Here is a 21,853-nt window from a genome sequence, read left to right on the forward strand (position 1 = left end):
CATAATGAAATTGACAGTAAGAAAAAAGCTATTTTTAGGATTCGGAGTTTTAATTATTTTGATTGTAGTACTAGGTGCATTTTCCATCTATAATCTTGCATCAGTTAATAATGAGCTGGATGTTTTGTATGATATGCATCTTAAAGGTATTGTTTATATAAAGGAAGCACAAGTCAATCTGGTTTCATTGGCAAGAGACCGAAACAATCTGATATTATCAACGGAAGAATCGGAAAAGAATAGTTACGCTGACAGTATGAGGATGGGGATAGAGAACTTTGAAAAAAACCTGGAAGGCTTCAATGAAACGGCGGCATCCGATGAAGCCAAGCAAAGGTATTATGAGATAACGAGCTTATGGAGCCAGTTGAAGCAAAATGAAGAAAAGGTTATTGAATTAGCCAGGGACAGCAATGTTGAAGAAGCTCATATTCAGGCGATGAACAACCGCCTCTATGCCGAAAGGATAGAATCGGAGATCAATGCGCTTGTCGAGCTGAAAAACCAATTAGGCCTTAAGGCTTACACAGATGGTGAGGAAGCATACGACAGGATCAGATCCATAACCATGATCATCATTGGGATCAGCATACTTTTCAGCATTGGGACCGCATCATATATTTCTTATATAATAGCCAGGCCTATACTGCATATAGCCGGAGCTGCAAGGATGATTGCGGAAGGGGATCTGTCCATCCAAGCCGTAAAGGTAAGGAATAATGATGAAATAGGTGAGCTGGGAAATTCATTCAATAGGATGACGGAAGGCTTAAGGGCAGTAATAAGGAACGTGCTGGACGCCTCTCAGCAGGTAGCTTCCTCCAGCCAGAAGCTTTCGGCATCTTCGGAAGAGGCTACTTCTGCAACCCAGGAGATGGCTTCTACCATAAATCAATTAGCTATCGGGGCTTCCAAGCAAGCAGAGGATGCCTCTGCAGCAAGCGTAGTGGTGGAACAGATAGCGTCCAGCATACAGCAGGCTGCAGAAAATGCCAATACCGTATCTGCGGTAAGTTCAAATGTTGCGAAAGAAGCCGATAGCGGTTTGGGCGAAGTCCAGAATGCAGTTGAAAAGATGCAAAGCATAAGAAAGGTGACGGAAGAATCGGCGGAGAGTGTCAAATTATTGGGAAGTGAATCCGAAAAAATCGGAGAGATAGTTGAAGTAATAAGAGAGATCTCCGAACAAACCAATCTCCTTGCTCTGAATGCGGCCATTGAAGCAGCTCGTGCCGGGGAACAAGGCAGAGGCTTTGCAGTGGTTGCAGATGAGATAAGAAAGCTGGCTGAGCAATCATCAACCTCTGCCATACAGATTGCAGATATTATCGGCAGCATACAGGGTGAAACCAAACGAGTGGTTGATGTGATGAATCTAACTATGGACCATGTACTGCAAGGGGTAACGGCCGTAAACAATACAGAGAAATACTTTGATCTGATATTTGGAGAAATAAATAATGTGACCGGTGAAATACAGGAGTTAAGCGCATCGGTACAGCAGATTGCCGGCCACAGCCAATCCATGAATGAATCGATTCAGGGTATTGCATCAGTAGCCGAAGAGACTGCGGCTTCAGGAGAAGAAATAAGCGCAGCTTCTGAAGAGCAAGCTGCGTCCATGGAGGAAGTGGCTAATGCAGCCCAGGAGCTGGCAAAGTTATCCGAAGGCCTTCAGACCAACGTATCAAGATTCAGATTGTGATGAGCGGAGTCAGCAATGAAGCCACACCTTTTGAATTTGCCTACAGGCCTAAATATATATTGCAGGGAGTAGGAGATATATTATAAATGAGTACACTTATTTTTGGACATAAAAACCCGGACACGGATTCTATGGCATCCGCTGTCGCATTATCCTATCTGAAGAATAGTACAGGCCACAATACTGTTCCCGGTTTATTGGGAGAGCTGAATAATGAATCAAAATTCATACTGGAATATTTTAAAGTCCCTGAGCCGCCATTGATCAATAATGTAAAAATACAAGTCATGGATTTGGATTATGACAGGACCGCGCCTATATCACCCGAAACATCCATACTCAGGGCTTATAAGATTATGGATGAAAAAAGCCTCAAAACCCTCCCCATAGTTGACGAATCAAATCACTTGGCGGGGATTGTAACCATGAAGGATATTGCTATGGGTATTATAAAGGGTGACTTCTATATGTTAAACACCACTTTGGATAATATTATTAACGATCTTGAAGGAATAGCCTTGTCTCAAGGAAGCAACGAAATATACGGAAGAATTAAGGTAGCGGCTCTGTACAGCGATACAATTAAAGGAAACAGGAGCTTTGGGAAGGATGATATAATAATCGTAGGAGATCGTTATGCAGTAATCGAAGAAGCTATCAATATCGGTGTACAACTCATCCTCGTAACGGGCAATATGGAGATACCCGAGAAATATATCAATATGGCTAAAGCCAAGTCAGTGAACATGATTTCGGTATCCATGGATACCTACACTGTTTCCAAGCTTATATCTCAATGCAACTTTATATCATCAATAATGAAGACAAGAAACATTCTACAATTTCATGAGGAAGAGTATCTGGAAGATATAAGGGATGAAATGCTCCAGACAAATTACAGAAACTTTCCTATAGTTGATTCCAAGGGATTTTTCTTAGGCCTTATGGGTAAAAAGCATATCATCAATCCCAAAAAGAAAAAGGTCATTTTGGTGGATCATAATGAATATGCTCAAAGTGCTGAAGGGCTGCATGAAACAGAGATATTGGAGATAATAGATCATCACAAGCTGGGAGACATATCTACCTCAATGCCCATAAGCTTCAGGAATGCCCCCGTAGGCAGTACCTGCACGATTATCTACGGCATGTTTGAGTCAAAAGGGGTGGAAATTCCCTATGATATAGCAGGAATATTGCTTTCCGGAATAATTTCCGATACATTGTTTTTGAAATCACCTACAGCGACAGATTGGGATAGAAAAGCTGTCCGCGAATTAAACAATATTGTGAATTTGGATCTGGAGTCTTATTCCATGGACATGTTCAAAGCTGGGACATCTTTGGAGGGCTACAGCATAGAAGAAATATTTTACAGGGACTTTAAGGAGTTCCAGATAGAATCCGAGAGAGTTGGTATCGGGCAGGTATTTACATTGGATATGGGCAGTGTATTCAGCCGTAAGGAGCAGTTCATTGATTTCATCAGCAAGGTTCATACGCGCAATAATTATCATCTGACCTTGCTGCTGGTTACGGATATAATAAAAGAAGGCTCATACCTATTGCACCGAAGCGCCAACTCGGCTCTCATACCGCTATCCTTTGAGGTGGAAGGGGAGCAGGGAGCTTTTGTAAAGGATGTGGTTTCCCGGAAGAAGCAAGTAATACCCAAGATAGCGGAAGCGATAAGGATGCTGAGATGATAAAAGCGGAGAATTAAGACTCCGCTTTTTTTAATAGGCTCCTTAGCTATTAAACTATGCAAAATATGATGATATGGCACAAATATTGACAAGGAATTATTTGCCATATATAATATATTTGTAACTTCTACTAGAAAATGAAAATCACTTCTTTGCCCCGATAGCTAACCGTTGCCGAATTAAAAGAGAAGACGCATAAACTTTTCGCTTTTATAAAGTGACGCAAAGCTTTTTAAATAGAGTATTCTAAGGTTCAGATCAACTGCATCTGAACCTTAGAATGTTATTTATATACGTATCTGTCAAAATAATTGAGAAAGGTTTGGATTTATACAATGAAAGTGCATATATGTGAATGCTCGGAAGGAACTGTTTTGTCTGAGGATATATTAAATGAACAGGGAGTTGCGTTAGTTACCAAAGATACTGTGGTGAATGATTATATCATAGAAAAGCTTATTGAGATGGAAATTGTTATGGTGGATGTTTACTCTCAAAATGAAGAGGGAAATGAAGGTGCTGAAAAATCCTGCGAGGAATTTGAAAAAGACTATCGGCAAGCTGTCCTCAAGATAAAGGAAGTCTTGACAGATCTTTCTGCGGGCAAAACTCTTGATTATAATAAAATCATTGAGATCCAGGGGCTGATATATAAAAACATCGATAAATGCGATGAGATAGTTGCATGCTTGAGGGATATACGGCAAGCGGATGAATATACATATAATCATTGCATAAATGTAGGATTTTATTGTATGCTCATGGGAAAATGGCTGGGCTTGGGCTATGATGACACGATAAAGCTCATTCAAGCCGGGCTGCTGCATGACATAGGAAAAACCATGATACCTGCTGATATACTGAAAAAAAAAGGCAAGCTGACTGTTGAAGAGTTTGAACTGATAAAAAAGCATACGGTATACGGATATGACATACTGCTGCAAACAAAGGAAATCGATGCAGAAGTCAAGAAAGCCGTTTTGCTCCATCATGAAAGGGTGGACGGTTCGGGATATCCTCTCAGCATTCCCAGTGACTATATAGGATTATATACAAAAATTGTAGCAATAGCGGACGTCTATGATGCTATGACTTCAGACCGGCCATATAAAAAAAGGACAACACCATTTGAAGCCTTCAAAATGTTCTTATCCATAGGTATCAGTATCTTTGATCTAAACATACTATATGTATTCCTTAACAGCCTGGCAGCCAACTTTACAGGCATCAATGTGAAGCTTGATAACGGCAAACAGGGAAGGGTCGTATATGTTCCTCCCCATAATATAACAAAGCCTGTACTTTGCGTAGACTCAAGCTATATCGATCTTTCAAGAGAGGATAAGATCAATATTGATAGCGTGATAGATTAGGAAAAATTGTGAGCGGAATCATTTGGACTCCGCTCTTTTATATGCTTTTCCTTTGTGGTAGTAGCTCATCTTTATTGTGTCCGGCACCATGCTTCCTCCCGTTGCCCACACTATATGAGAAGAGTTGCCCATCTTATCGGATAATCCTGAGGATCTGATATACTCTTGACCGCAGGGGCTGTTCAAGAGCCATGAAGGTCCCGGAAAACCTGCGGCAGCAGAAGGCTCAATATATATATTTTCTGTATCCGCCAATGTAGCCAGAAGCTTGTACAACTCTCTATCCTCCACGGTATATATGCCGCTCAGGAGGCTTTCCATGGTTTTACCCACAAAGCCTGATGGCCTTCCTACAGCGAGGCCGTCCGCCTCGGTGATATTGTCTATCCCCAGATCCTGTACAGATATTTGATTGTGGAGGCCTGTCATCATCCCTGCGAGCATGCAGGGTGAATGGGTGGGCTCCGCGAAAAAACAATGGACATGGGGGCCAAAGATCATTTTGAGGCCAAAAGCGACGCCGCCGGGGCCGCCGCCTACTCCGCAAGGGATATAAACGAATAAGGGATGATCTTTATCTGCCTTTATTCCTAAATCCTTCATTTGATTTTGCAGTCTTAATGCCGATACAGAATAGCCAAGAAATAAGTCCTTTGAATTTTCATCGTCAATGAAATAGCTGGAGGGGTCTGAGTCGGATTGCTTCCGTCCTTCTTCGACAGCTTTGCTGTAGTCCGAAGCATACTCCACAATAGTTACACCCTTGCGTCTTAACAGGTCTTTCTTCCACTGCCTAGCATCGGAGGACATGTGGACAAAAACCTTGAAGCCAAGGGCTGCGCTCATTATCCCTATGCTCAGGCCCAGATTGCCTGTAGAACCTACGGCAATTTTATGCCTGGAGAAAAGCTCTTTGAAGCGTTTTTCATCCAGTATGGAATAATCGGCCTCCGGTGAAAGCATGCCTTCTTCTAAGGCCAGTTTTTCAGCGTGCTTGAGGACTTCATATATTCCTCCTCTGGCCTTTATGGAACCGGATATGGGAAGGTGACTATCGCACTTTAGCAGCAACTTTCCCAGAATGGGTCTATCAAATCCCTCCAATGCATCTTTCATATTGGATATTTCCAATAGAGGAGATTCTATTATGCCTGAATTTTCTGCGGTGTCAGGGAAAACCGATGCAATATAAGGTGCAAAACGCTTAAGCCTAGCCTCTGCGTCCAGCATATCCGTCATTGTGAGGCCGCCGGCTTCAGAGATAGATTTGCTTTCATACTTAGGATTGAGCCAGAAAACTTCCTTTGTCTCTTTGATTTTGTCCATAAGAGCGGGTCCTGAAGCATTCATCGTCATACATCTCCTTTCCTTATTTATTGATCACAATCAGGTTATCCTCTTCCGTTAATTCCATTAGTGTATAATCCACATTCAATCCGTCTTCCATTATAAAATCCTGGCCTTTTTTTATGAGCATAAACAAATAAACATCTTCATCAGAAGCCTTAAAACTTGTAAACTTATTTTTCTGGAGGCTTTCCACAAGCTCCTCAAGGCAAAGGTCCGTTTGCTTTGCGTATAGAGACAGCGGCTTTCCGATATATCTATAGTGCCACGGCTCAAAGCTTATCCTTGTCTTCTCCGTCTTCTCCTCGGGATATCTCGGGATAAAGCCGTAATCCCAGCAGTTCTCCTTTAACCATGCATACTCCTTTGATTGTGAAAAAACACTGCCTTTGGGATATTCGACACTGAGTATGTCCAGGGCCATGCCGGTTTGATGCTCGCTGGTTCCGGGATAGGCCACCACTTTTGAAGCTTCTTCATAGGGGTTGGCAGCACCGCTGGCTTTTCTTTCATTAAATCGATAGTCAAATAAATTTTTCTGCTCTGAATAGGACCTATAGGTGCTGTTTAAAACAAAGCCCTTTACTCCATCTGCTGCTGCTTTATCCAGCATTATTTTCAACGCTTCCAGAGTAACTTTGTCAAGCCTCATCCCTTTGTTGCTTATGATGGCTTGCACGCCTTTTATTGTGACAAGGTTCTCGTTGTTATAGCCGTCAGGCAAAGTGTTGTTCTGATTTACCAGCCTTGAATGATAATCCGGAGCCTGGTCCTTCAAAACGGACTCATAGCCTTTGGCATCCGCTGCCGATAAATATTTGCTGTCATCTATTGCAATATCAATATTACGGGCTGTCCAACCATTGCTGCCCATAAAAAAGACCTTCCCAAGATCATAGTTTTTTTCTTCGCTTATGGGGAGCATGATCCTTCCTTTTTCATCAACATCATACATATCAGTATTCAAGTCCATATATACTTCAGCCGCTTTGTTTTTTTCAGCCAGCAGAGCTTTAAGATCTTCTGTACCAAGAAGTATGGCTGTGTCTGTTTTTTCAAGCTTTTTAATGCCGCTTTCCAGCCGCAGCTTATAGCTATTGCCCTCAAATATGGAAAACCAGGTTATGTCCTTGTTTTGCGCAGCAAGAACTATGGTAAAAGAGAGGACTAGTATAATAGCTGCTGCAATCAATGTGAATTTTTTAGATTTTACATTCCTCATTTTCAAATATTCCTCCTAGAGTCTGTTTAGTATCTGCTGTGATTTTAGTTTAAGTCAATTCCATTGGAAAAGCAACAAAAATAGGCATAAAGCGCTATTGAGGACCGGTTATTGGTGGAAAGTGCTGGATATTTAGCTATTTGTTGCATGGCATGATTATGCACCTGCAAAGAGCATGGGGAATATATTGTAATAACCTTTTATTTTGTAAGCTTTAGCTTTGCGTAGAGCAGCAAAGCTATGGAAGCAAAATAATAAATCAGGGGTGATGGTAATGGATAAACACGGCAAGGCGCTTTTGGACCCGATTGTTGCCGCCTTGTATCCCATACGGAAATTAGCCTTGATGCCTCTAATTATGATCATATTTGGGCTGACAGAATTGGAAAAGATGGTGATCATAGCTCTGGGTACTTTTTTCCTTGTACTCATAAATACAGTAGCCGGGGTAGTCAATCTGGACAGGATTTACTGGGATGTGGCCAAAAATTATGGGGCGGATCGGAGAAACTATTACCTGACCGTAGCTCTGCCGGGGGCCCTGCCTATGATATTTGCAGGGATAAAATTAGGCATGGGCATGGCTTTGCTCTTGATTGTTGCAGCGGAGATGAACGGAGCTGTAGGAGGCATCGGCTACCGCATATGGGAATCCTATGCCATATTCAACATCCCTGAGATGTATGTTTCCTTTATTGTTATGTCCTTCCTCGGATATGTATTTACCATAGCCCTGGATGAAGTAGAGCACTGGATCATTCCGTGGAAGCGGGATTGAAGGGAAGATGTTATATGAGTGAAATAGCAGGGAATCAGCGGAGGAAAATAAAGATAGAAGGATTGGGCAAGTCGTTCTTTATTAGGAAGAAAGAAATAACAGCCTTTCATGATATAAGCCTCCAGATCGATGAAGGAGAGTTCTGGTGCTTCGTCGGGCCCAGCGGATGCGGCAAAACCACGCTGTTGAGGGTCCTGGCGGGATTGGAAAAGTTTGCTTACAGCTACCCTCACCAGCTTTCAGGCGGCATGAGGCAGAGGGTCAGCATAGCCCGGGCCTTTGCCAATGATCCTGAGATGCTTTTGATGGATGAGCCCTTTGCTTCGCTGGATGAGCAGAATCGCCTGATATTGCAGCAGGAGCTTATCCAGATATGGGAAGAAAACCGAAAGACCGTGGTATTCATCACCCACAGCATTGATGAGGCGTTGTTCCTGTCGGATCATATTATGCTAATGACCGCTCATCCGGGGACAGTAAAAAAGATATACGATATCGATTTGCCGCGGCCGAGGAATATGATGGAGATACGAAAAACTCAAGACTTTATGAGGCTTTTCTCAACAATATGGGGTGAGCTGAGGGAAGGGGTAGGTCCGAAGTCCCAAGCATGATAAAAGCTTAATTATCCAGCATTCTCCATGCTGTTTTGTCTATCAATACGGAGTTTTTTGATGTATAGGCATTTATAAAGGCGTGATAGTAATCCCCCGTAATATTATGGGGGATTACTATATGGATGATCTTACCCTCAATATTAACGATAAGCCCCTCACCGTTCGTAATCGATTGTTTGGAAACCTGCTTTAGAGATGCTTTTCCATCCTTGATTTCCACATCAAGCCTTGATATCTTTTCACTCCCGTATAAGAAAAGCCCAAGATTGTATTGGAGCTTTTTATCTATATTTGCATAAGCTTCAATAAATACATGCAAATTTTTGGTGCCGGATATCTCCCCATAAATTTCGGATATATCAGCAGCTTTGCTGATTTCCAGGGCTAATGTGTCCTTCAGGGGATCGATGATCAATCTGTTGCCGTCGTCCGGCTCAATATCAACATCACTTCTCATGCTCTTTGCCAGCTGTGCATTATCATAGACTCCAAAAAGTTCATTTTTTCTTTCAAAGCCGGTCATCAATGGCCTGAGGGTCCTTAGTTGGGATTTATAGCAGTGGATAGCCGTTGATTTGTTTAATATATCATCATAGCTTATCATGAAGCCATACCACTGGGTGCCCGTATTGGAAAGCTTCGCAGGCGGTACCAGATACATATTTATATTTTTTTTCATGGGAGTAGGCCAATCGCCTCTATGCACTAAGTACAACCATTCGTACGAAGGCTTATATTGAAGGACGGCAAGGACATGCTTTACAAAGCAGTTGACAGCCCAATGGTCGGGATGTCTGTCATTGGGATGGGGATAAATAATATGAGTGGGGTTATAATCATTGATTATCCTTATCATATCAGCCATAAGGCTTTCACCTGAGTATACGGCATTTGGAGTGAAGCTGTTGTCGTAGGGAGACCTATCAACTTTTGTAAAAGGGCTTGTATAGGGGGTGCTGTGATCCCAATAGCTGCCCCACAGGCGAGATATGCCTCCATCGGGGTAGCCCAGAAAAATTATATTTTTTTCATCTAAACCAAGAACTTTTAAGGCATCTATTGATTCCTGCTGCCTCCTAAGTCCCAAATCAATATAATTCATTGCTTTGGGGTTAAAGTTGAAATAATCCAGCTCCATGGTGGATCTGCTTCCATCACCATTTGTGATTAAAACCACCTTTACCTCCCCGCCGTTTTGCAGCGTAGCTCTAATAAGCTCTCCTGAGCCCAAGACCTCATCATCGCTATGGGGAGCAAATACCAGCACTTTTGAGTCTTTATCGGGTATATCAATATCAGAAAGCTTGTAGGATTCAATATAGTTTATTATAAATTCCTTGCCAAAGAATGTGGCAACGAAACATACTATAGCAGTAGCGATAAAGAGAATAAAAATCTTTAATCTTTTTTTCATGCCATGCCCTCCTAATGTTGCCTAAATCAAAGCTTCTTGCCGAATATCAAACCTTTATAGTCATTTACACCCTTCCAGACCCTTTCTTCTTTTTCATATATTATGGAGTATCCGTTTTTTATATAGAAGGGTATAGCCTTGCCATTCTTATTAGAGGTTTTAAGATGTATTCCTCTGATGTTCTTCTTTGCCATTTCTTTTTCAAAGGCTTTTAATAAGGAAGAGCCTATGCCTAAATGCTGGTATTCGGGTAAGATATTTATATGCAGGTGAGCGGGATAATTTGCATTTAGTTTTTCAGGCTCACTGCTGAGATCTCCATTGGAAACAAAATGCATGAAAGCCTTAAAGGATTCAGGGTATTTCCAGGAGGTATAGAAAAGCGATCTCAATAGTATAGGGGCTGCCGCCAATAAGGCAAAGCATATCCTTTGCCTTTTAGTGTTTGTTGCGCCGATTATATAACCTACTGCTTCGTCATTTAAAGCGGCGACAAAGCAATTGTCGGCTTCATATCTAAGATAATAAAGGCAGAACAATTGGGCGAACAAATTTCTATCATTAAATAAATTTAAAGGGGTCAGATCTTCTCCCATATAGCCGGTTTTATAGCAAATATCAATTATCCGTTTCTTATCTCGGCTTGAATATCTTCGTATCTCTATATTTGCCATAAAAATACCTCCGAAAAAATAAGATTTGCTGTTATTATAAATTTTACAGGTGTTGAAGGACTAATTCAACTATAAGAAATGCCTTTTAGAGAAGCAGGGCTACAGAAGCATTTCTGTAACCCTTTCAAGTATCCCGTTGAGATGGGCGATGGCTGTGCCGAAATTGGTTATCGGTACGCCTGCAGCCTTTGCCTTATATAGCCTGCTCATAAACTGCCTGCTGTTTATCATGCAGGAGCCGCAGTGGACTATGAGCTTATAAGAAGATAGATCATCGGGGAAATCGCCGCCTGATACGACCTTTATTTCCAAAGGGCCTCCTGCCCTGGCTGAAAGCCATGCGGGTATCTTTTCTCTTGCTATGTCATTTTTTAGTGCATGATGGGTGCAGGCTTCGGATATGAGCACCTTATCTCCGGGCTCCAGGCGGTTTATGGCTCTTGCACCCTCCACAAGCATACCAAGATCGCCCTTATAGCGGGACATCAGTATTGAAAAAGATGTCAGAGGTATATCTTCGGGTATTATTTCATTGACTTTTTTAAATACCTGGGAGTCGGTAATGACCAAATCCGGCTTCCTGGAGAGGGACTCTAAGGCATTCTTCAATTCGCTATCCTTTACGGTCATGATTTGAGCATTGTGGTCCAGAAGGTCTCTCATGACCTGAACCTGGGGCAATATAAGCCTTCCCTTGGGAGCCTGTATGTCCTGAGGGGCTACAAGGAGCACAAGAGCTTTTTCTCCTATTATATCTCCCACAATGGTGCTTCTTTCGAAATCAGCGGGCGCATATTGTATAATAGCTTCCAGAAGCCCGTCTATATTTGATTTTTCCTTTGCGCTTACAGCTACAAAAGGTATATCAAAGCTTTCCTTGAGCCTTGCCTCTGCATCTATGCCATGGCCATTTTCCAGCATATCAATTTTATTTATTACGCCTATGGCAGGTATGTTTTTAGCTTTTAAATCTTCGAACCAAAGCTCCTCCATTGAAGCATCGCCGGATAGGGGGTCAAATACCAGCAGCGCCAAATCGGCGTAATCCATAACCTTTATCGATTTCTCCGTTCTCAGCCTGCCTATTTCTCCCTCGTCATCAAGGCCCGCAGTATCTATGAGCATGACCGGGCCCAGGGGAAGAAGCTCCATAGCCTTATATACCGGATCTGTGGTTGTTCCCGCCACAGGAGATACCAATGCAAGGCTTTGACCTGTTATTGCATTTATAAGGCTTGATTTTCCGGCATTTCTCCTGCCGAAGACCGCTATATGAAGGCGGTTTGCTTTAGGTGTATCCTGCATAATGATCCTCCTAATATATTACTTTTTTGTCATAGCCGACTTAACGGTTACGCCAGCTATTTTTCCCAGCTTGCCTGTCATAGCACTTATCTGGTCGGTGGTTCCGTCCACAATGAGAGAAATCACGGATATGCCCTTTCCTCTGTAAGGTATGCCCATTCTGCCCACGATTATTTCTGCAAAATCGTGAAGCACGGCATTAACCATAGAGCTGTTTTCAAGATCTTCAACAACTATGCCCACTACGCCGATCCTTGTTTCCATAAAAATCCCTCCATTTGAATGCTTGCAATTAAAAAAGCCTTCCGCAAAAACGAAAGGCAGAAATAACAATATCTCCTCCTCTCCCTTTTGCCCGGAACATCCCGACAATCAGGTTTAGATTATTTTAAGCAAACGGATGAGCCGGATATATCCAATCCAACCGTTGATTTAAGTGTATATCACCGCAAAGATATTGTCAATAAATTAACAAGGCATTGACGGCAAGCCGCTCCTGATGGCATCGTATTCATAGCATTTTTCGTTCATTTTGCATTGCACCTCATTCCCATACTCAGCACTTCCATTTTATCTTTGCCGGATTAGGTTCGTTTTCTACAGCGATAGTGCGAAGCGCCGCCGTTATGTCTGCACATACTTCCCTGGCGATTCGGTCATACATCTCGGCAGTTTCGTTTGTCCCTACACGGTCATAGGCAACAGCCGCCGCACCGTAGAAGTAAAGCCCGAGTGAATGCGACAGCGTATGGACCACCGCCGAGCTCTGCCCGCAAGCACGTGCCGCCGCTTGCGCCGCCGGATCAGAGTTAAGCTCACGAGCGGCGGCATGGCACTCGTTTAGTATGATGTTCTTGACCACAGGAAACTTCACTTTGCCGTCAAGGTAGTCGCGAGCAGCATTCAGCGCATTTCCGGGCCGGCTGTCACCGGGACAATGCTTCTCAAATATTGGCAAAATGTGAGCTTCGGCGTAATCTATACACCACTTGCAGATGGTAGACTTGCTCTGCGTATCGATCAGCCGCATCAAAGAGGCCACTTCCGGTGCGTTTACATCACCGAGCATTTTACGGATTTTCTTTGCCATAAACATCCTCCAATTCTCTTGTTATCAATGTTACCGCTGTCTGCAGGGCTTTCACCCGCCTTATTGTCAACGTATCCGTGTAAGTTTGTCCGCTGATTACCTTCCCCTGAAAGTTCCACTAACTGTTGATGTAACTACGGGATACAAAATAACCCCGCGAGAAGTTGAATACTCTTTTCAGCTTATGTTTGATGAGCGTTCTATCACTGTTTTGGCTTATAATCTTGAAACTATTATGGATGAAATAAAAAGCAGTTCTCGCCTTATAGATTTTTGGAGGCGATACCAACGTGACTTTGCTTATGCTGATGATATTTCCTATGAAGATATTTGCCAAGCAATGGAAGAAATTCTGAATAAAACCCTTTAACTTGTGTTAATGGTGTCTTTTGTATTTTGTTTGTCAATATTGTACTATGTGTTGCTACAGTTTTCCACCGTCTATATTCAAGTATTGTCCGGCAGGTACTTTGGATGTAGCAGAAAAGTACAGGGATAGCCGCTTTCGGATAATACCGGGAAGATTTCTACCCAAGCCTGCTCTATAGCTTCGGCTGTATGTTTCACATCTGCTGATAGCTGAAGAAACAATTTGTAGAGCTTCCTCTAATTCTTCTCTTGTATATCGATATCATATCATGCTCTTAAATATCCAACCATAGCCAGAACAAATAAATGAAGCGGATAGAATGCATATACAAACCGCTGAAATCTTTTTCCGATGTTCCCTTTTTCACCGGAATAGAAGCAAACCGCCAAAACACCGAGATAGGGTCCAAACACATTCAGGATGCAGCCCCGCAGCATATTCAAGTTTCCCAGCGTATAGACGACCAGCCTGTAACGGGCGAGGATTAGTACCGGAAGAAAGACCAGTGCCTTTTGCCATATCAGCCTGTTCCTCATCACATAGAACATGAAGATAATAAAGATGTACCCCTCATTGCCCTCAAACCGCAATAATCGTGCCAGTACGCCAGCCAGTACAATGATACCGACCCCAAACATCTTATACCCTTTTTCCCCACATTTGGAATAGCCCCAGAGGGCAAGCAATCCTAAGCCTAAAGTGAACAGGATGTTTAGAGGCACCTCTTTCCAGTCTGCCATGACACCATACATCCGACCTTCCGCCAAATCAAACAGAATATAAGGAAGCTGGGAAAGAAGTGATGTGGCAAAAATGCGTAAGATATACCTTTTAATATCGCGAGTATGCAGAAATCCCTCAACAATACAGAACATGAATACAGGTGCTGCCACTCTGCCAAAATAGGATAGCAGGTGGGGAATCCACGACATAATCCAAATACCCAGCGACTCCTGCCCAATGGAGGAGAGCCAATCTGCCACAGGAACAATAGCGTCCGATAGCGGGAAAATCCGTATCCAGTGATCAAAGAACATAGAGGCAAGTGCGAGGTTTTTTAGTTGCTTACTGTTCATCTAAAAAGTTACCTCCGATTTTATCTTCGATAACAGTAACCTGCTCCGTTACGGCACCAGAAGAGATAACCGTATTATAGCGATTGCTTCGCTCGATTTTTTTGCTGTGCTGATCAAACGCAGCGTCTCCTTTTCTCAAAACCGTGACCGAGGTGATTTCCCCCAAGCGATTCCGTTGTACGGAGATATCCACTACACCTTTCTCCTGAGTCTGCACCATACCCAGCATTTCGTCGGTATAGGCTCGAACTGCCTCACCGTTGTAAAGATAATACCCATCCTGTCCCTTGGTGATACCTTGGCTTGCATATTCCCGCGCAACCATATCCGCATCCAGACAAAGGCCAACAACCACTCGGAATGCGCCTTTTTCTACTTTGAATTCTTCTGCCAGCGCTGCCTGCACCCGATTGGCAATGATGTCAGGATCGTTGGAGGTGTCAGCATCCAACACATCAAGAATTGTATTGTCAGCACGACGATCTGCGTTTTCGCCGAATGCGATGTCTCTTGTAAGCCCTGCTTTGACACCCCACCGGGAGGATGTGCTGGAGCAATAGCTGCTGAAATGGGCTGAAAACGGCGCTTGTCCTCCGGTTGCAAACACAATGGTGGTGCACAGTATAAACAGTATTGAAAGGGTTAAGACGAAGGCAGTCGCCCTCTTGTATCCAAGAACATTCTTAATACGGCGCTCCACCTCAGTTTTTGAAAAGGCGCTGTAGAGTAGCGTGGAACGATTGCCGGTAATCGCCATAGAAAGAAGGCTGGCAGCATAGCTTTGCCGTTCGTCCACTCCGGTCTGCCGGAGGACAGCGGCATCACAGGCGACCTCCAAATCTGAGGATAGGAATTTTGACATGAGCCATACCAGCGGATTATACCAGTGCAGGCATAAGGCAAGCAGCATAACCAATTTTGTCCAGTTATCCTTGCGTTTAATGTGCATGGTTTCATGAGAGAGAATATGCCGTAAGGTCTGGGACAGACGGAAATCCATACCCGCAGGCAGATAGATATGCGGATTCCAAATTCCACAAACCAGTGGAGAGGCGATTTCATCGCTGGTGAATACAAGGATATGACCCATACCCATATCACGAAGCATGGTGTTAATGGTTTGATTATGTTCCACCAGTAGACTGTTTTTTAGTCTCCTGGAATACCGGAGTTTCTGAGACAGTAAAATCCCCGCTGTTGCCGCGGCCCCTAAGATGAAAACGCTCATCAGCACCAGTTGACCATCGGTACTCTCTGCAAAGCTGTAATCCATGTCTTCCTGAGCAGTTACATTTGTGGTGACTGCATTTTCTACAACGTAAACAGCGGGATTTTTGGAAAGCCTCATCTGCCACTCTGGAACCGGTGCACTAATGGGGCTGGATAGGGAAAAAGGAATCAGCAACCGCACCAGCACCAACCCCCACAGTAGAGGAAAAACAAATTTGGGCAGGCGATTTCGCAAAAGGCCCCGAAGCAGGAGAACGACCGCAATCATCATACTGCCATACAGTGCCATCAGGTAAAGGGGCATATCCATTCTGAAATGCAGCATTTTATTTGGCCTCCTCAATCAGTTTGGCAAGCCGATTGGCTTCCGTTTCTGAAATACCCTGATTTTTAAGAAATGCCGAGAAGAACAATTCACTGGAGCCGCCGAACATTTTATCAATGAGCTGCTCCGTTTCGCTCTGCTGTACTTCATCTTTTGTCACCAGCGGCTTGCATAAAAAGCCTGGCTCTTCCCGTTTAATGGCACCTTTTTCAATACATTTTTTGATGACCGTATAGGTGGTGTTTTTGTTCCAGCCCACACGCTCTGTCAGTACATCTACGATATCGCGGGCTGGCAGATTGCCCTTTTCCCATAAAACCTCCATGATTTTAAGCTCAGAGTCAAATAGCTTGAGATTCATACAAATCCTCCTTTCGGACTATTTCAATAGTCTTTATGCTATTAGACTATCGCGATAGTCTCAATTTGTCAAGGAATTTAAATGATTGCAGGCAAAAACAGCTAAAAATAAAAAAGACATAGTAAGCATCTTCTGACCGCCCAGCCAATGATTTTAGCACCTCTGGGCGTGCAAAATTACACATTTTCGTTATTACATCGTTCAATGCCAAGTGGCAAAGTGTAAATATTTAATCTATTGAATTTATTATAAGTTGTCATATTGGTGAACCTTTCGATTTTTATCAATGTCTATAATAAATAATTTTACCGCAGTAAACTAATAGCTTCAATCAGCTCAATGTAAACATCACGGCAAAAGCATGTAAAATAAATATATGGTTATCTATCATTACCTCAAAGGTGCAACCAATGTTGGTATTGTAACCAAAACACTGAAAATAGCCCATGTAAAGGCCGGGACCATGTATTCTTCGAACTCTCCAGCTTCGGCTGTGCTGGCAGCAGCTATATAATACCGCCAGTTTTCAGCTGTATCACTGCAGGCACTGACTCCCAGAATGCCCATAGGCTGGCTGTTCATTTTGTCACACAGCTTCGGGATAGTGCCGTCCTGTGCAGCCTTTCCCCAGAACAGGGGCACCGTTTCAAAGTTCTTTTCAATCTCAGCTTCCAGCGGGGCGCTGATGCCCACAATGCGAAATGCGTCCTTTTTCTCGATCCTGTAATCCATTCCATTTACATCAGCTCCTTAAATTATGATAGTGGTTTTAGATATGACTGTCCTCTCAATGACTGCACCAAAAAGAGAGCTTGGTGTACAGACGCCGTTCTCCAAAAGAGGAATTGTGTCTCCGCCGGTTAAATGTGATGCCACTGAAAGCAGCGATTTCCCTGACGCTATAATTAATAACTCTGATTAGTGCTCATCGATGTACTTATTCAGCGTGTCGTGGTACACATCGATTCTCGTTTCTTGTGGTTCAGTTTCTTCACTTAAGACAAGATCAGCCATGTGATGGGGCACTTTTCCACCGATAGCCATGGATTTAATGCAGGATACACAATAGACCACAACATCCTGGCAAGGCATCTGGGCAGCACGCTTTTTTTGCAGCTCTGTAACTTTTCCGATCGAAAGCTGCGGATAGAAATTATCGCCACAGCAGATGGACCTTGTTCCGCTGTATTTGGACTCGATGATTTCCATATTCATTTTCCGCAAAATCCTTCTGACTGCAGCATGTACCTGGGGCTTTGGCCGGTATGAGCAAGAGTCTTGCACCGAGACCGTCAGTCCGGTATGATCCGGCAGAGGTAGATTTTCGATGCTGTCCAATACTTCCCATAGTGAGATAGTCTTTATTCCTTCATATAAGGAACGGAATCTTCTGTCGCAGCCTGCGCAGTTATTTATGATGGTAGAGCCATGGGGCAGCTTAGGATCGTGATGACAGCAAATGCTGTGCAGCTGCACCGGCCCGAAGTGTTTGTTCAGCATATTCAGTAACTTTTGCCCGGATTCAGGCTTGTAGATACTTAGTGCGCAGCCGGGGTTAAAATAGCATGTCCCCATATCAATATCAGAAATTTTAATACTTGGAATCCTAATACCGCTCATTTACTGCCCCTCCTTGTATGCCGCTTGGCTCCGCTCAAGCTCCAGCAGGGCTTTTTTCATATCAAGGCCGCCTGCGTAACCGGTGAGAGCGCCGTTTGTTCCTATTACCCGATGGCATGGAACGGCGAGCATCATCGGGTTTTTATTGTTCGCCATGCCCACTGCGCGGCTTGCTTTAGGATTGCCGACCTCTGCCGCTATTTGTTTATATGTGCGGGTTTCACCATAAGGAATCTTACAAAGCTCATTCCACACTTTTTTCTGAAACTCCGTGCCATGAAGCTCGTATGGGAAGTCGAATATCTTGCGCGTGCCTTTGAGATATGCGCGTATCTGTTCAAAAGCCAGATCGGAAAGCGCAGAAGGCTCGTTGTCGGCATCAATTTGCTCCGCTTGCTTCAACAAAACGATTGCCGTATCGGTGTATCCGATCTTCAAAATTCCAAATTCAAAATCATAGAAAGCGTGCTTGCTCATTCTCTGTGCTCCTTTCTGTATGCAGCAGGGGATAACCCTGTACTGTTTTTGAAAAAGCGATAAAACGATGATAGACCGCCAAATCCTATGGAATATGCGATGTCAATGATCTCGTCATTGGTATCTGAAAGCAGCCGTTTTGCTTCCGCCAAACGGAGATTGCCCACATATTCAGACAGCGTAACGCCGTATTCGTCCTTAAAGATTTCAACCATGCGGCGCTGGGACACCCCCAGATGCCGCAGCTCCTGATTCAGTCCACATCTCTTGCGAAAGGAGTCCTCCAGCAGCCGTTTTGCCCTTTCTGCAATTTCTTTGATTGGCTGATAATCTAAAAGGTCGCTTCTGCATCGCTTGCAGGGACGAAAGCCGGCGGCTCTCGCTTGCTCCGCAGTATCAAAAAAACAAATATTTTCACGTCTCGGTATTTTTGATTTGCAGGAGGGACGGCAATAAATTCCGGTGGACCTGACCGCATAGAAAAAGATACCGTCATAGGATGCATCATTTTCGGATACTGCTTTCCACATTTCTTCCTGTGTCATTTTTTTGCCGCCTCCTTTTTCTTTTTTGGTTCATAGTCCTGTATTTCCGGAACCGCACCTCCCGCTAAGCCTTTGCCATAGGATCATTTGTGCACTGGTGGGGATCTGCTGCCTGATACTGCAATTATAGCATAGGCATAGGCGACTTTCTTCTCAATTTTGGATATTCAATTTGGGAGGTAAATATGGCATCATCTTTATGCCAAAGCTTGAGTTTTAGAGGAAGGCTCCTTCATTTACCTTCTTTCTATTTTGTCTTGCTCTTTTAAATTTTCGCATAAAATATCAACTTGATTACAATAATGCTATAATGATATTAGGGTAAAACCTATAACAGGGCAATTATTTAGTGAGGTGTATATATGGAAGTTTTAAGCCGGTTTCTTAATCAATATATAAGGGATATTGATTATTATGAAGGTGCTTCAAAGCTTTGCGCTCAAGTATGCGAGAACGAGCTGGAAACGGCCGGTATCAGAGCTATCGTAACCTATAGAGCAAAAAGGCCGGATAAGCTCAAGGATAAGCTGATCAAAAGAAACGAGAAGAACAAATATAAAAATATTGAAGAGATTTATGAGGATATAGTTGATCTGGCGGGGGTGAGAATCGCTTTATATTTCCCGGGAGATAAGGAAGAGGTAGAGAAGTTTGTTAAGAGCAGTTTTGATGTCGTTGAGATCAAAGAGTTCCCCCAGGATTTAGAACCCAATGGAGGTTCAGGCATATACAAAAAGGTTTTTTCCGGCTATCACGCCACCCACTATAGAGTTAAGCTGAAGCCGCAGCATTATAAAGAGGACAATAGCTATTCGGATGCTTTGATCGAGATTCAGATAGCTACCGTACTCATGCACGCCTGGGCTGAGGTAGAGCATGATCTGGTATATAAACCTCTGAGCGGAAAGCTCTCAAGAGATGAATATGAAATCCTGGATGAACTGAACGGCATGATACTTTCCGGAGAAATCGCCTTAAAGAGACTTCAAAAGGCTTTCAACGAAAGGGTAAGCAGGCAAGCCGTGCCATTTTCCAATCATTATGAACTGGCATCCTTTCTTTACAATAGGGTGCAGGAGCTCATGGGTGCAGAAGAGGAAGAAATAGTCATGGGCAGGGCCGATATATTGTTCAATTTCTTGAAACAGGCAGGTATGGACAGACCCGAGGATATAAATAAATATATAGAGAACATGCCTCATAATTTTAAAAGTACAAATATAGTGCAGCAATTGGTAGAGCAGATTTTGAGTGAAAAGCCTACCTTACTGGACGATTATCAGAAGGGCAAGGATTTAACGGGCCGGATGAGGGTTTGATATGAGAATACTTCATATAATTTCACAAAAACCCGGCGAGACGGGAAGCGGAATATTTGCTGAAAATCTGTTGAGAATAGGCGGTATGAAAGGCTATGAGCAGGCTTTGATTGCCGGTGTATCTTCGAAGGATAAGAAATGGGATATTGGCGGTCTTTCGGATGAAACCTTTTATAAGGTGGAATTTGAAACCCAAGAGCTTCCTTTTCCTGTGCCGGGAATGAGCGATGTGATGCCTTATGAAAGCACTAAATACTGCGATATGGATGAGAAAATGCTAAAGAAGTGGAAAGCGGCTTTCAAATCCGTTATTGTTGAAGCCGCCCGCAGCTTTAAGCCTGATATGATCATATCTCACCATCTATGGATACTTACTGCTTATGTTAAAGAGCTTCTGCCTGATATTGCCGCCATAGCAATATGCCATGGAACTGATTTGAGGCAATTGGATTGCGCTTCAAGACATAGGGATTATGTTATCAATGGGGTGAGAAAGCTGGAAGGAATAATAGCGCCGAGCAGTCATCAGCGGGATGCCGTTGTTGAAAAGTACGGTGTTCAAAGAGATAGAATAATGGTCACAGGCGGAGGCTATGATGAAAGCATTTTTTATCCTCCGGGAGTCAAGCCGGCGGCAAAGCCCATAAAGCTTATATATGCAGGCAAGCTCAGCTTTGCCAAAGGGGTGAATTCGCTCATCACTGCCATGTCTTTGCTGTCTTATGGAGCGGATGAAATAAGTCTCGCACTTGCAGGCTCGGGTTCAGGAGTTCAGGAAAAGGTCATAAGGGCTCTGGCGGAGAGCAGCCCCTGCTCTATTGAATTTTTGGGCAAAATAAGCCAGCCGGCATTGGGACAGGCCTATAGGGAATCCCATATATTTATTCTTCCTTCTTACTATGAAGGGTTGTCTCTAGTGACTATCGAAGCTCTTGCCTCAGGCTTGAGAGTGGTTGCCAATGATCTGCCGGGCATGCGGCAGTGGATGGGTAAGGACATAGCAAAGTCAGGAGTTGTGAGCTTTGTGAAATTGCCTGTTTTGGAAGGCATTGATAAGCCTTTGGAAAGCGAAATGCCAAATTATGAAAGAAGATTGGCCTCGGCTTTAAGGCAGCAAATAGATGATGTGAAACACGGAAAATCCATACCTATAGACGTGCCGGCAATCATAAAGAGCAGATTTTCATGGGAGGCAGTATTCGATAAAATCGAGAAAGTTATTTGTACCTATAGATAATATCTATAGGTACTTTTGCTTCTATAGATATTATCCATTTCATACACTCACTCCATAAAGAC

General features: G+C 43.3%; 21 protein-coding genes. 7 read left to right on the top strand and 14 right to left on the bottom strand.

What is annotated here, in order from left to right; translation table 11 throughout:
- Nucleotides 1-4 precede the first annotated feature (4 nt).
- The 3 genes from AC4HCY_RS02970 (at nt 5) to AC4HCY_RS02980 (ending at nt 4,784) form a co-directional block, all read left to right on the top strand.
- A complete protein-coding gene (locus AC4HCY_RS02970) occupies nt 5-1,705 on the top strand; it encodes a methyl-accepting chemotaxis protein (RefSeq protein WP_323432407.1) in 1,701 nt (566 codons plus the stop codon).
- Nucleotides 1,706-1,791: 86 nt separating this feature from the next.
- The gene (locus AC4HCY_RS02975) at nt 1,792-3,411 is read left to right on the top strand and encodes a putative manganese-dependent inorganic diphosphatase (RefSeq protein ID WP_491095352.1); all 1,620 of its coding nucleotides are present in this window, start codon (nt 1,792-1,794) and stop codon (nt 3,409-3,411) included.
- Between the two features lie 374 nt (nt 3,412-3,785).
- Nucleotides 3,786-4,784, top strand: coding sequence for an HD-GYP domain-containing protein (locus AC4HCY_RS02980; RefSeq protein ID WP_323432405.1), 999 nt, complete (start codon nt 3,786-3,788; stop codon nt 4,782-4,784).
- A gap of 18 nt (nt 4,785-4,802) precedes the next feature.
- Here the strand turns inward: AC4HCY_RS02980 and dsdA are convergent, their stop codons facing one another.
- Together dsdA and AC4HCY_RS02990 are read right to left on the bottom strand one after the other, a co-directional pair.
- Nucleotides 4,803-6,134 (bottom strand): D-serine ammonia-lyase, encoded by a 1,332-nt coding sequence (gene dsdA, locus AC4HCY_RS02985; RefSeq protein ID WP_323432404.1) that lies wholly within the window; start codon nt 6,132-6,134, stop codon nt 4,803-4,805.
- A gap of 19 nt (nt 6,135-6,153) precedes the next feature.
- Nucleotides 6,154-7,353 (bottom strand): M15 family metallopeptidase, encoded by a 1,200-nt coding sequence (locus AC4HCY_RS02990; protein WP_323432403.1) that lies wholly within the window; start codon nt 7,351-7,353, stop codon nt 6,154-6,156.
- A 274-nt stretch (nt 7,354-7,627) separates the two neighbouring features.
- Between AC4HCY_RS02990 and AC4HCY_RS02995 the strand changes: the two genes are divergently transcribed.
- The gene (locus AC4HCY_RS02995; protein ID WP_323432402.1) at nt 7,628-8,131 is read left to right on the top strand and encodes an ABC transporter permease; all 504 of its coding nucleotides are present in this window, start codon (nt 7,628-7,630) and stop codon (nt 8,129-8,131) included.
- A 14-nt stretch (nt 8,132-8,145) separates the two neighbouring features.
- Complete coding sequence (locus AC4HCY_RS03000) at nt 8,146-8,745, top strand: ABC transporter ATP-binding protein (protein ID WP_491095353.1); 600 nt, start codon at nt 8,146-8,148, stop codon at nt 8,743-8,745.
- A gap of 7 nt (nt 8,746-8,752) precedes the next feature.
- Here AC4HCY_RS03000 and AC4HCY_RS03005 read toward each other — a convergent pair whose 3' ends face one another.
- The 12 genes from AC4HCY_RS03005 to AC4HCY_RS03060 form a co-directional block, all read right to left on the bottom strand.
- Nucleotides 8,753-10,162: a PIG-L deacetylase family protein gene (locus tag AC4HCY_RS03005; protein ID WP_491095354.1), complete on the bottom strand. Its 1,410-nt coding sequence runs from the start codon at nt 10,160-10,162 to the stop codon at nt 8,753-8,755.
- A gap of 26 nt (nt 10,163-10,188) precedes the next feature.
- Nucleotides 10,189-10,836: a GNAT family N-acetyltransferase gene (locus tag AC4HCY_RS03010; protein WP_323432398.1), complete on the bottom strand. Its 648-nt coding sequence runs from the start codon at nt 10,834-10,836 to the stop codon at nt 10,189-10,191.
- Between the two features lie 99 nt (nt 10,837-10,935).
- Nucleotides 10,936-12,141, bottom strand: coding sequence for a [FeFe] hydrogenase H-cluster maturation GTPase HydF (hydF, locus tag AC4HCY_RS03015; RefSeq protein WP_323432397.1), 1,206 nt, complete (start codon nt 12,139-12,141; stop codon nt 10,936-10,938).
- An 18-nt stretch (nt 12,142-12,159) separates the two neighbouring features.
- On the bottom strand, nt 12,160-12,405 hold the full coding sequence (locus AC4HCY_RS03020; protein WP_255229333.1) for a TM1266 family iron-only hydrogenase system putative regulator: 246 nt from the start codon (nt 12,403-12,405) through the stop codon (nt 12,160-12,162).
- A 292-nt stretch (nt 12,406-12,697) separates the two neighbouring features.
- Nucleotides 12,698-13,231, bottom strand: a complete 534-nt coding sequence (locus AC4HCY_RS03025) for a putative immunity protein (RefSeq protein WP_491095355.1) — start codon at nt 13,229-13,231, stop codon at nt 12,698-12,700.
- 636 nt (nt 13,232-13,867) lie between these two features.
- Nucleotides 13,868-14,677, bottom strand: a complete 810-nt coding sequence (locus AC4HCY_RS03030; RefSeq protein WP_323432394.1) for a TraX family protein — start codon at nt 14,675-14,677, stop codon at nt 13,868-13,870.
- Nucleotides 14,667-16,232 (bottom strand): M56 family metallopeptidase, encoded by a 1,566-nt coding sequence (locus AC4HCY_RS03035; RefSeq protein WP_491095356.1) that lies wholly within the window; start codon nt 16,230-16,232, stop codon nt 14,667-14,669. The genes AC4HCY_RS03030 and AC4HCY_RS03035 overlap by 11 nt, the downstream gene beginning before the upstream one ends.
- A 1-nt stretch (nt 16,233) precedes the next feature.
- Complete coding sequence (locus tag AC4HCY_RS03040; RefSeq protein ID WP_323432392.1) at nt 16,234-16,593, bottom strand: BlaI/MecI/CopY family transcriptional regulator; 360 nt, start codon at nt 16,591-16,593, stop codon at nt 16,234-16,236.
- 390 nt (nt 16,594-16,983) lie between these two features.
- On the bottom strand, nt 16,984-17,325 hold the full coding sequence (locus AC4HCY_RS03045; RefSeq protein ID WP_333783319.1) for a GyrI-like domain-containing protein: 342 nt from the start codon (nt 17,323-17,325) through the stop codon (nt 16,984-16,986).
- A 186-nt stretch (nt 17,326-17,511) separates the two neighbouring features.
- Nucleotides 17,512-18,213, bottom strand: a complete 702-nt coding sequence (locus AC4HCY_RS03050; protein ID WP_491095357.1) for a (Fe-S)-binding protein — start codon at nt 18,211-18,213, stop codon at nt 17,512-17,514.
- Nucleotides 18,214-18,690 (bottom strand): methylated-DNA--[protein]-cysteine S-methyltransferase, encoded by a 477-nt coding sequence (locus AC4HCY_RS03055; protein WP_491095358.1) that lies wholly within the window; start codon nt 18,688-18,690, stop codon nt 18,214-18,216.
- A complete protein-coding gene (locus AC4HCY_RS03060; RefSeq protein WP_255227663.1) occupies nt 18,687-19,235 on the bottom strand; it encodes a bifunctional transcriptional activator/DNA repair enzyme AdaA in 549 nt (182 codons plus the stop codon). The genes AC4HCY_RS03055 and AC4HCY_RS03060 overlap by 4 nt, the downstream gene beginning before the upstream one ends.
- 362 nt (nt 19,236-19,597) lie before the next feature.
- Here AC4HCY_RS03060 and AC4HCY_RS03065 point away from each other — a divergent pair, with 362 nt between their 5' ends.
- Together AC4HCY_RS03065 and AC4HCY_RS03070 are read left to right on the top strand one after the other, a co-directional pair.
- The gene (locus tag AC4HCY_RS03065; RefSeq protein ID WP_255227664.1) at nt 19,598-20,554 is read left to right on the top strand and encodes a GTP pyrophosphokinase; all 957 of its coding nucleotides are present in this window, start codon (nt 19,598-19,600) and stop codon (nt 20,552-20,554) included.
- Nucleotide 20,555: 1 nt separating this feature from the next.
- Nucleotides 20,556-21,791 carry a glycosyltransferase family 4 protein gene (locus AC4HCY_RS03070; protein ID WP_323432894.1) on the top strand — a complete coding sequence of 412 codons (1,236 nt, stop codon included), beginning with the start codon at nt 20,556-20,558 and terminating at the stop codon, nt 21,789-21,791.
- Nucleotides 21,792-21,853: the final 62 nt, after the last annotated feature.

The sequence above is a fragment of the Lutispora sp. QWL-02 genome (assembly GCF_058315355.1).

What these genes read in the sequence shown, in the direction of transcription:
- AC4HCY_RS02990 (WP_323432403.1), bottom strand. Translation starts at nt 7,353, where the DNA reads ATGAGGAATGTAAAATCTAAAAAATTCACATTGATTGCAGCAGCTATT.
- AC4HCY_RS03020 (WP_255229333.1), bottom strand. Translation starts at nt 12,405, where the DNA reads ATGGAAACAAGGATCGGCGTAGTGGGCATAGTTGTTGAAGATCTTGAA.
- AC4HCY_RS03010 (WP_323432398.1), bottom strand. Translation starts at nt 10,836, where the DNA reads ATGGCAAATATAGAGATACGAAGATATTCAAGCCGAGATAAGAAACGG.
- AC4HCY_RS03025 (WP_491095355.1), bottom strand. Translation starts at nt 13,231, where the DNA reads ATGGCAAAGAAAATCCGTAAAATGCTCGGTGATGTAAACGCACCGGAA.
- AC4HCY_RS02995 (WP_323432402.1), top strand. Translation starts at nt 7,628, where the DNA reads ATGGATAAACACGGCAAGGCGCTTTTGGACCCGATTGTTGCCGCCTTG.
- AC4HCY_RS03050 (WP_491095357.1), bottom strand. Translation starts at nt 18,213, where the DNA reads ATGAGCGGTATTAGGATTCCAAGTATTAAAATTTCTGATATTGATATG.
- AC4HCY_RS03055 (WP_491095358.1), bottom strand. Translation starts at nt 18,690, where the DNA reads ATGAGCAAGCACGCTTTCTATGATTTTGAATTTGGAATTTTGAAGATC.
- dsdA (WP_323432404.1), bottom strand. Translation starts at nt 6,134, where the DNA reads ATGAATGCTTCAGGACCCGCTCTTATGGACAAAATCAAAGAGACAAAG.
- AC4HCY_RS02970 (WP_323432407.1), top strand. Translation starts at nt 5, where the DNA reads ATGAAATTGACAGTAAGAAAAAAGCTATTTTTAGGATTCGGAGTTTTA.
- AC4HCY_RS02975 (WP_491095352.1), top strand. Translation starts at nt 1,792, where the DNA reads ATGAGTACACTTATTTTTGGACATAAAAACCCGGACACGGATTCTATG.
- AC4HCY_RS03000 (WP_491095353.1), top strand. Translation starts at nt 8,146, where the DNA reads ATGAGTGAAATAGCAGGGAATCAGCGGAGGAAAATAAAGATAGAAGGA.
- AC4HCY_RS03005 (WP_491095354.1), bottom strand. Translation starts at nt 10,162, where the DNA reads ATGAAAAAAAGATTAAAGATTTTTATTCTCTTTATCGCTACTGCTATA.
- AC4HCY_RS03065 (WP_255227664.1), top strand. Translation starts at nt 19,598, where the DNA reads ATGGAAGTTTTAAGCCGGTTTCTTAATCAATATATAAGGGATATTGAT.
- AC4HCY_RS03040 (WP_323432392.1), bottom strand. Translation starts at nt 16,593, where the DNA reads ATGAATCTCAAGCTATTTGACTCTGAGCTTAAAATCATGGAGGTTTTA.
- AC4HCY_RS03045 (WP_333783319.1), bottom strand. Translation starts at nt 17,325, where the DNA reads ATGGATTACAGGATCGAGAAAAAGGACGCATTTCGCATTGTGGGCATC.
- AC4HCY_RS03030 (WP_323432394.1), bottom strand. Translation starts at nt 14,677, where the DNA reads ATGAACAGTAAGCAACTAAAAAACCTCGCACTTGCCTCTATGTTCTTT.
- AC4HCY_RS03070 (WP_323432894.1), top strand. Translation starts at nt 20,556, where the DNA reads ATGAGAATACTTCATATAATTTCACAAAAACCCGGCGAGACGGGAAGC.
- AC4HCY_RS03060 (WP_255227663.1), bottom strand. Translation starts at nt 19,235, where the DNA reads ATGACACAGGAAGAAATGTGGAAAGCAGTATCCGAAAATGATGCATCC.
- hydF (WP_323432397.1), bottom strand. Translation starts at nt 12,141, where the DNA reads ATGCAGGATACACCTAAAGCAAACCGCCTTCATATAGCGGTCTTCGGC.
- AC4HCY_RS03035 (WP_491095356.1), bottom strand. Translation starts at nt 16,232, where the DNA reads ATGCTGCATTTCAGAATGGATATGCCCCTTTACCTGATGGCACTGTAT.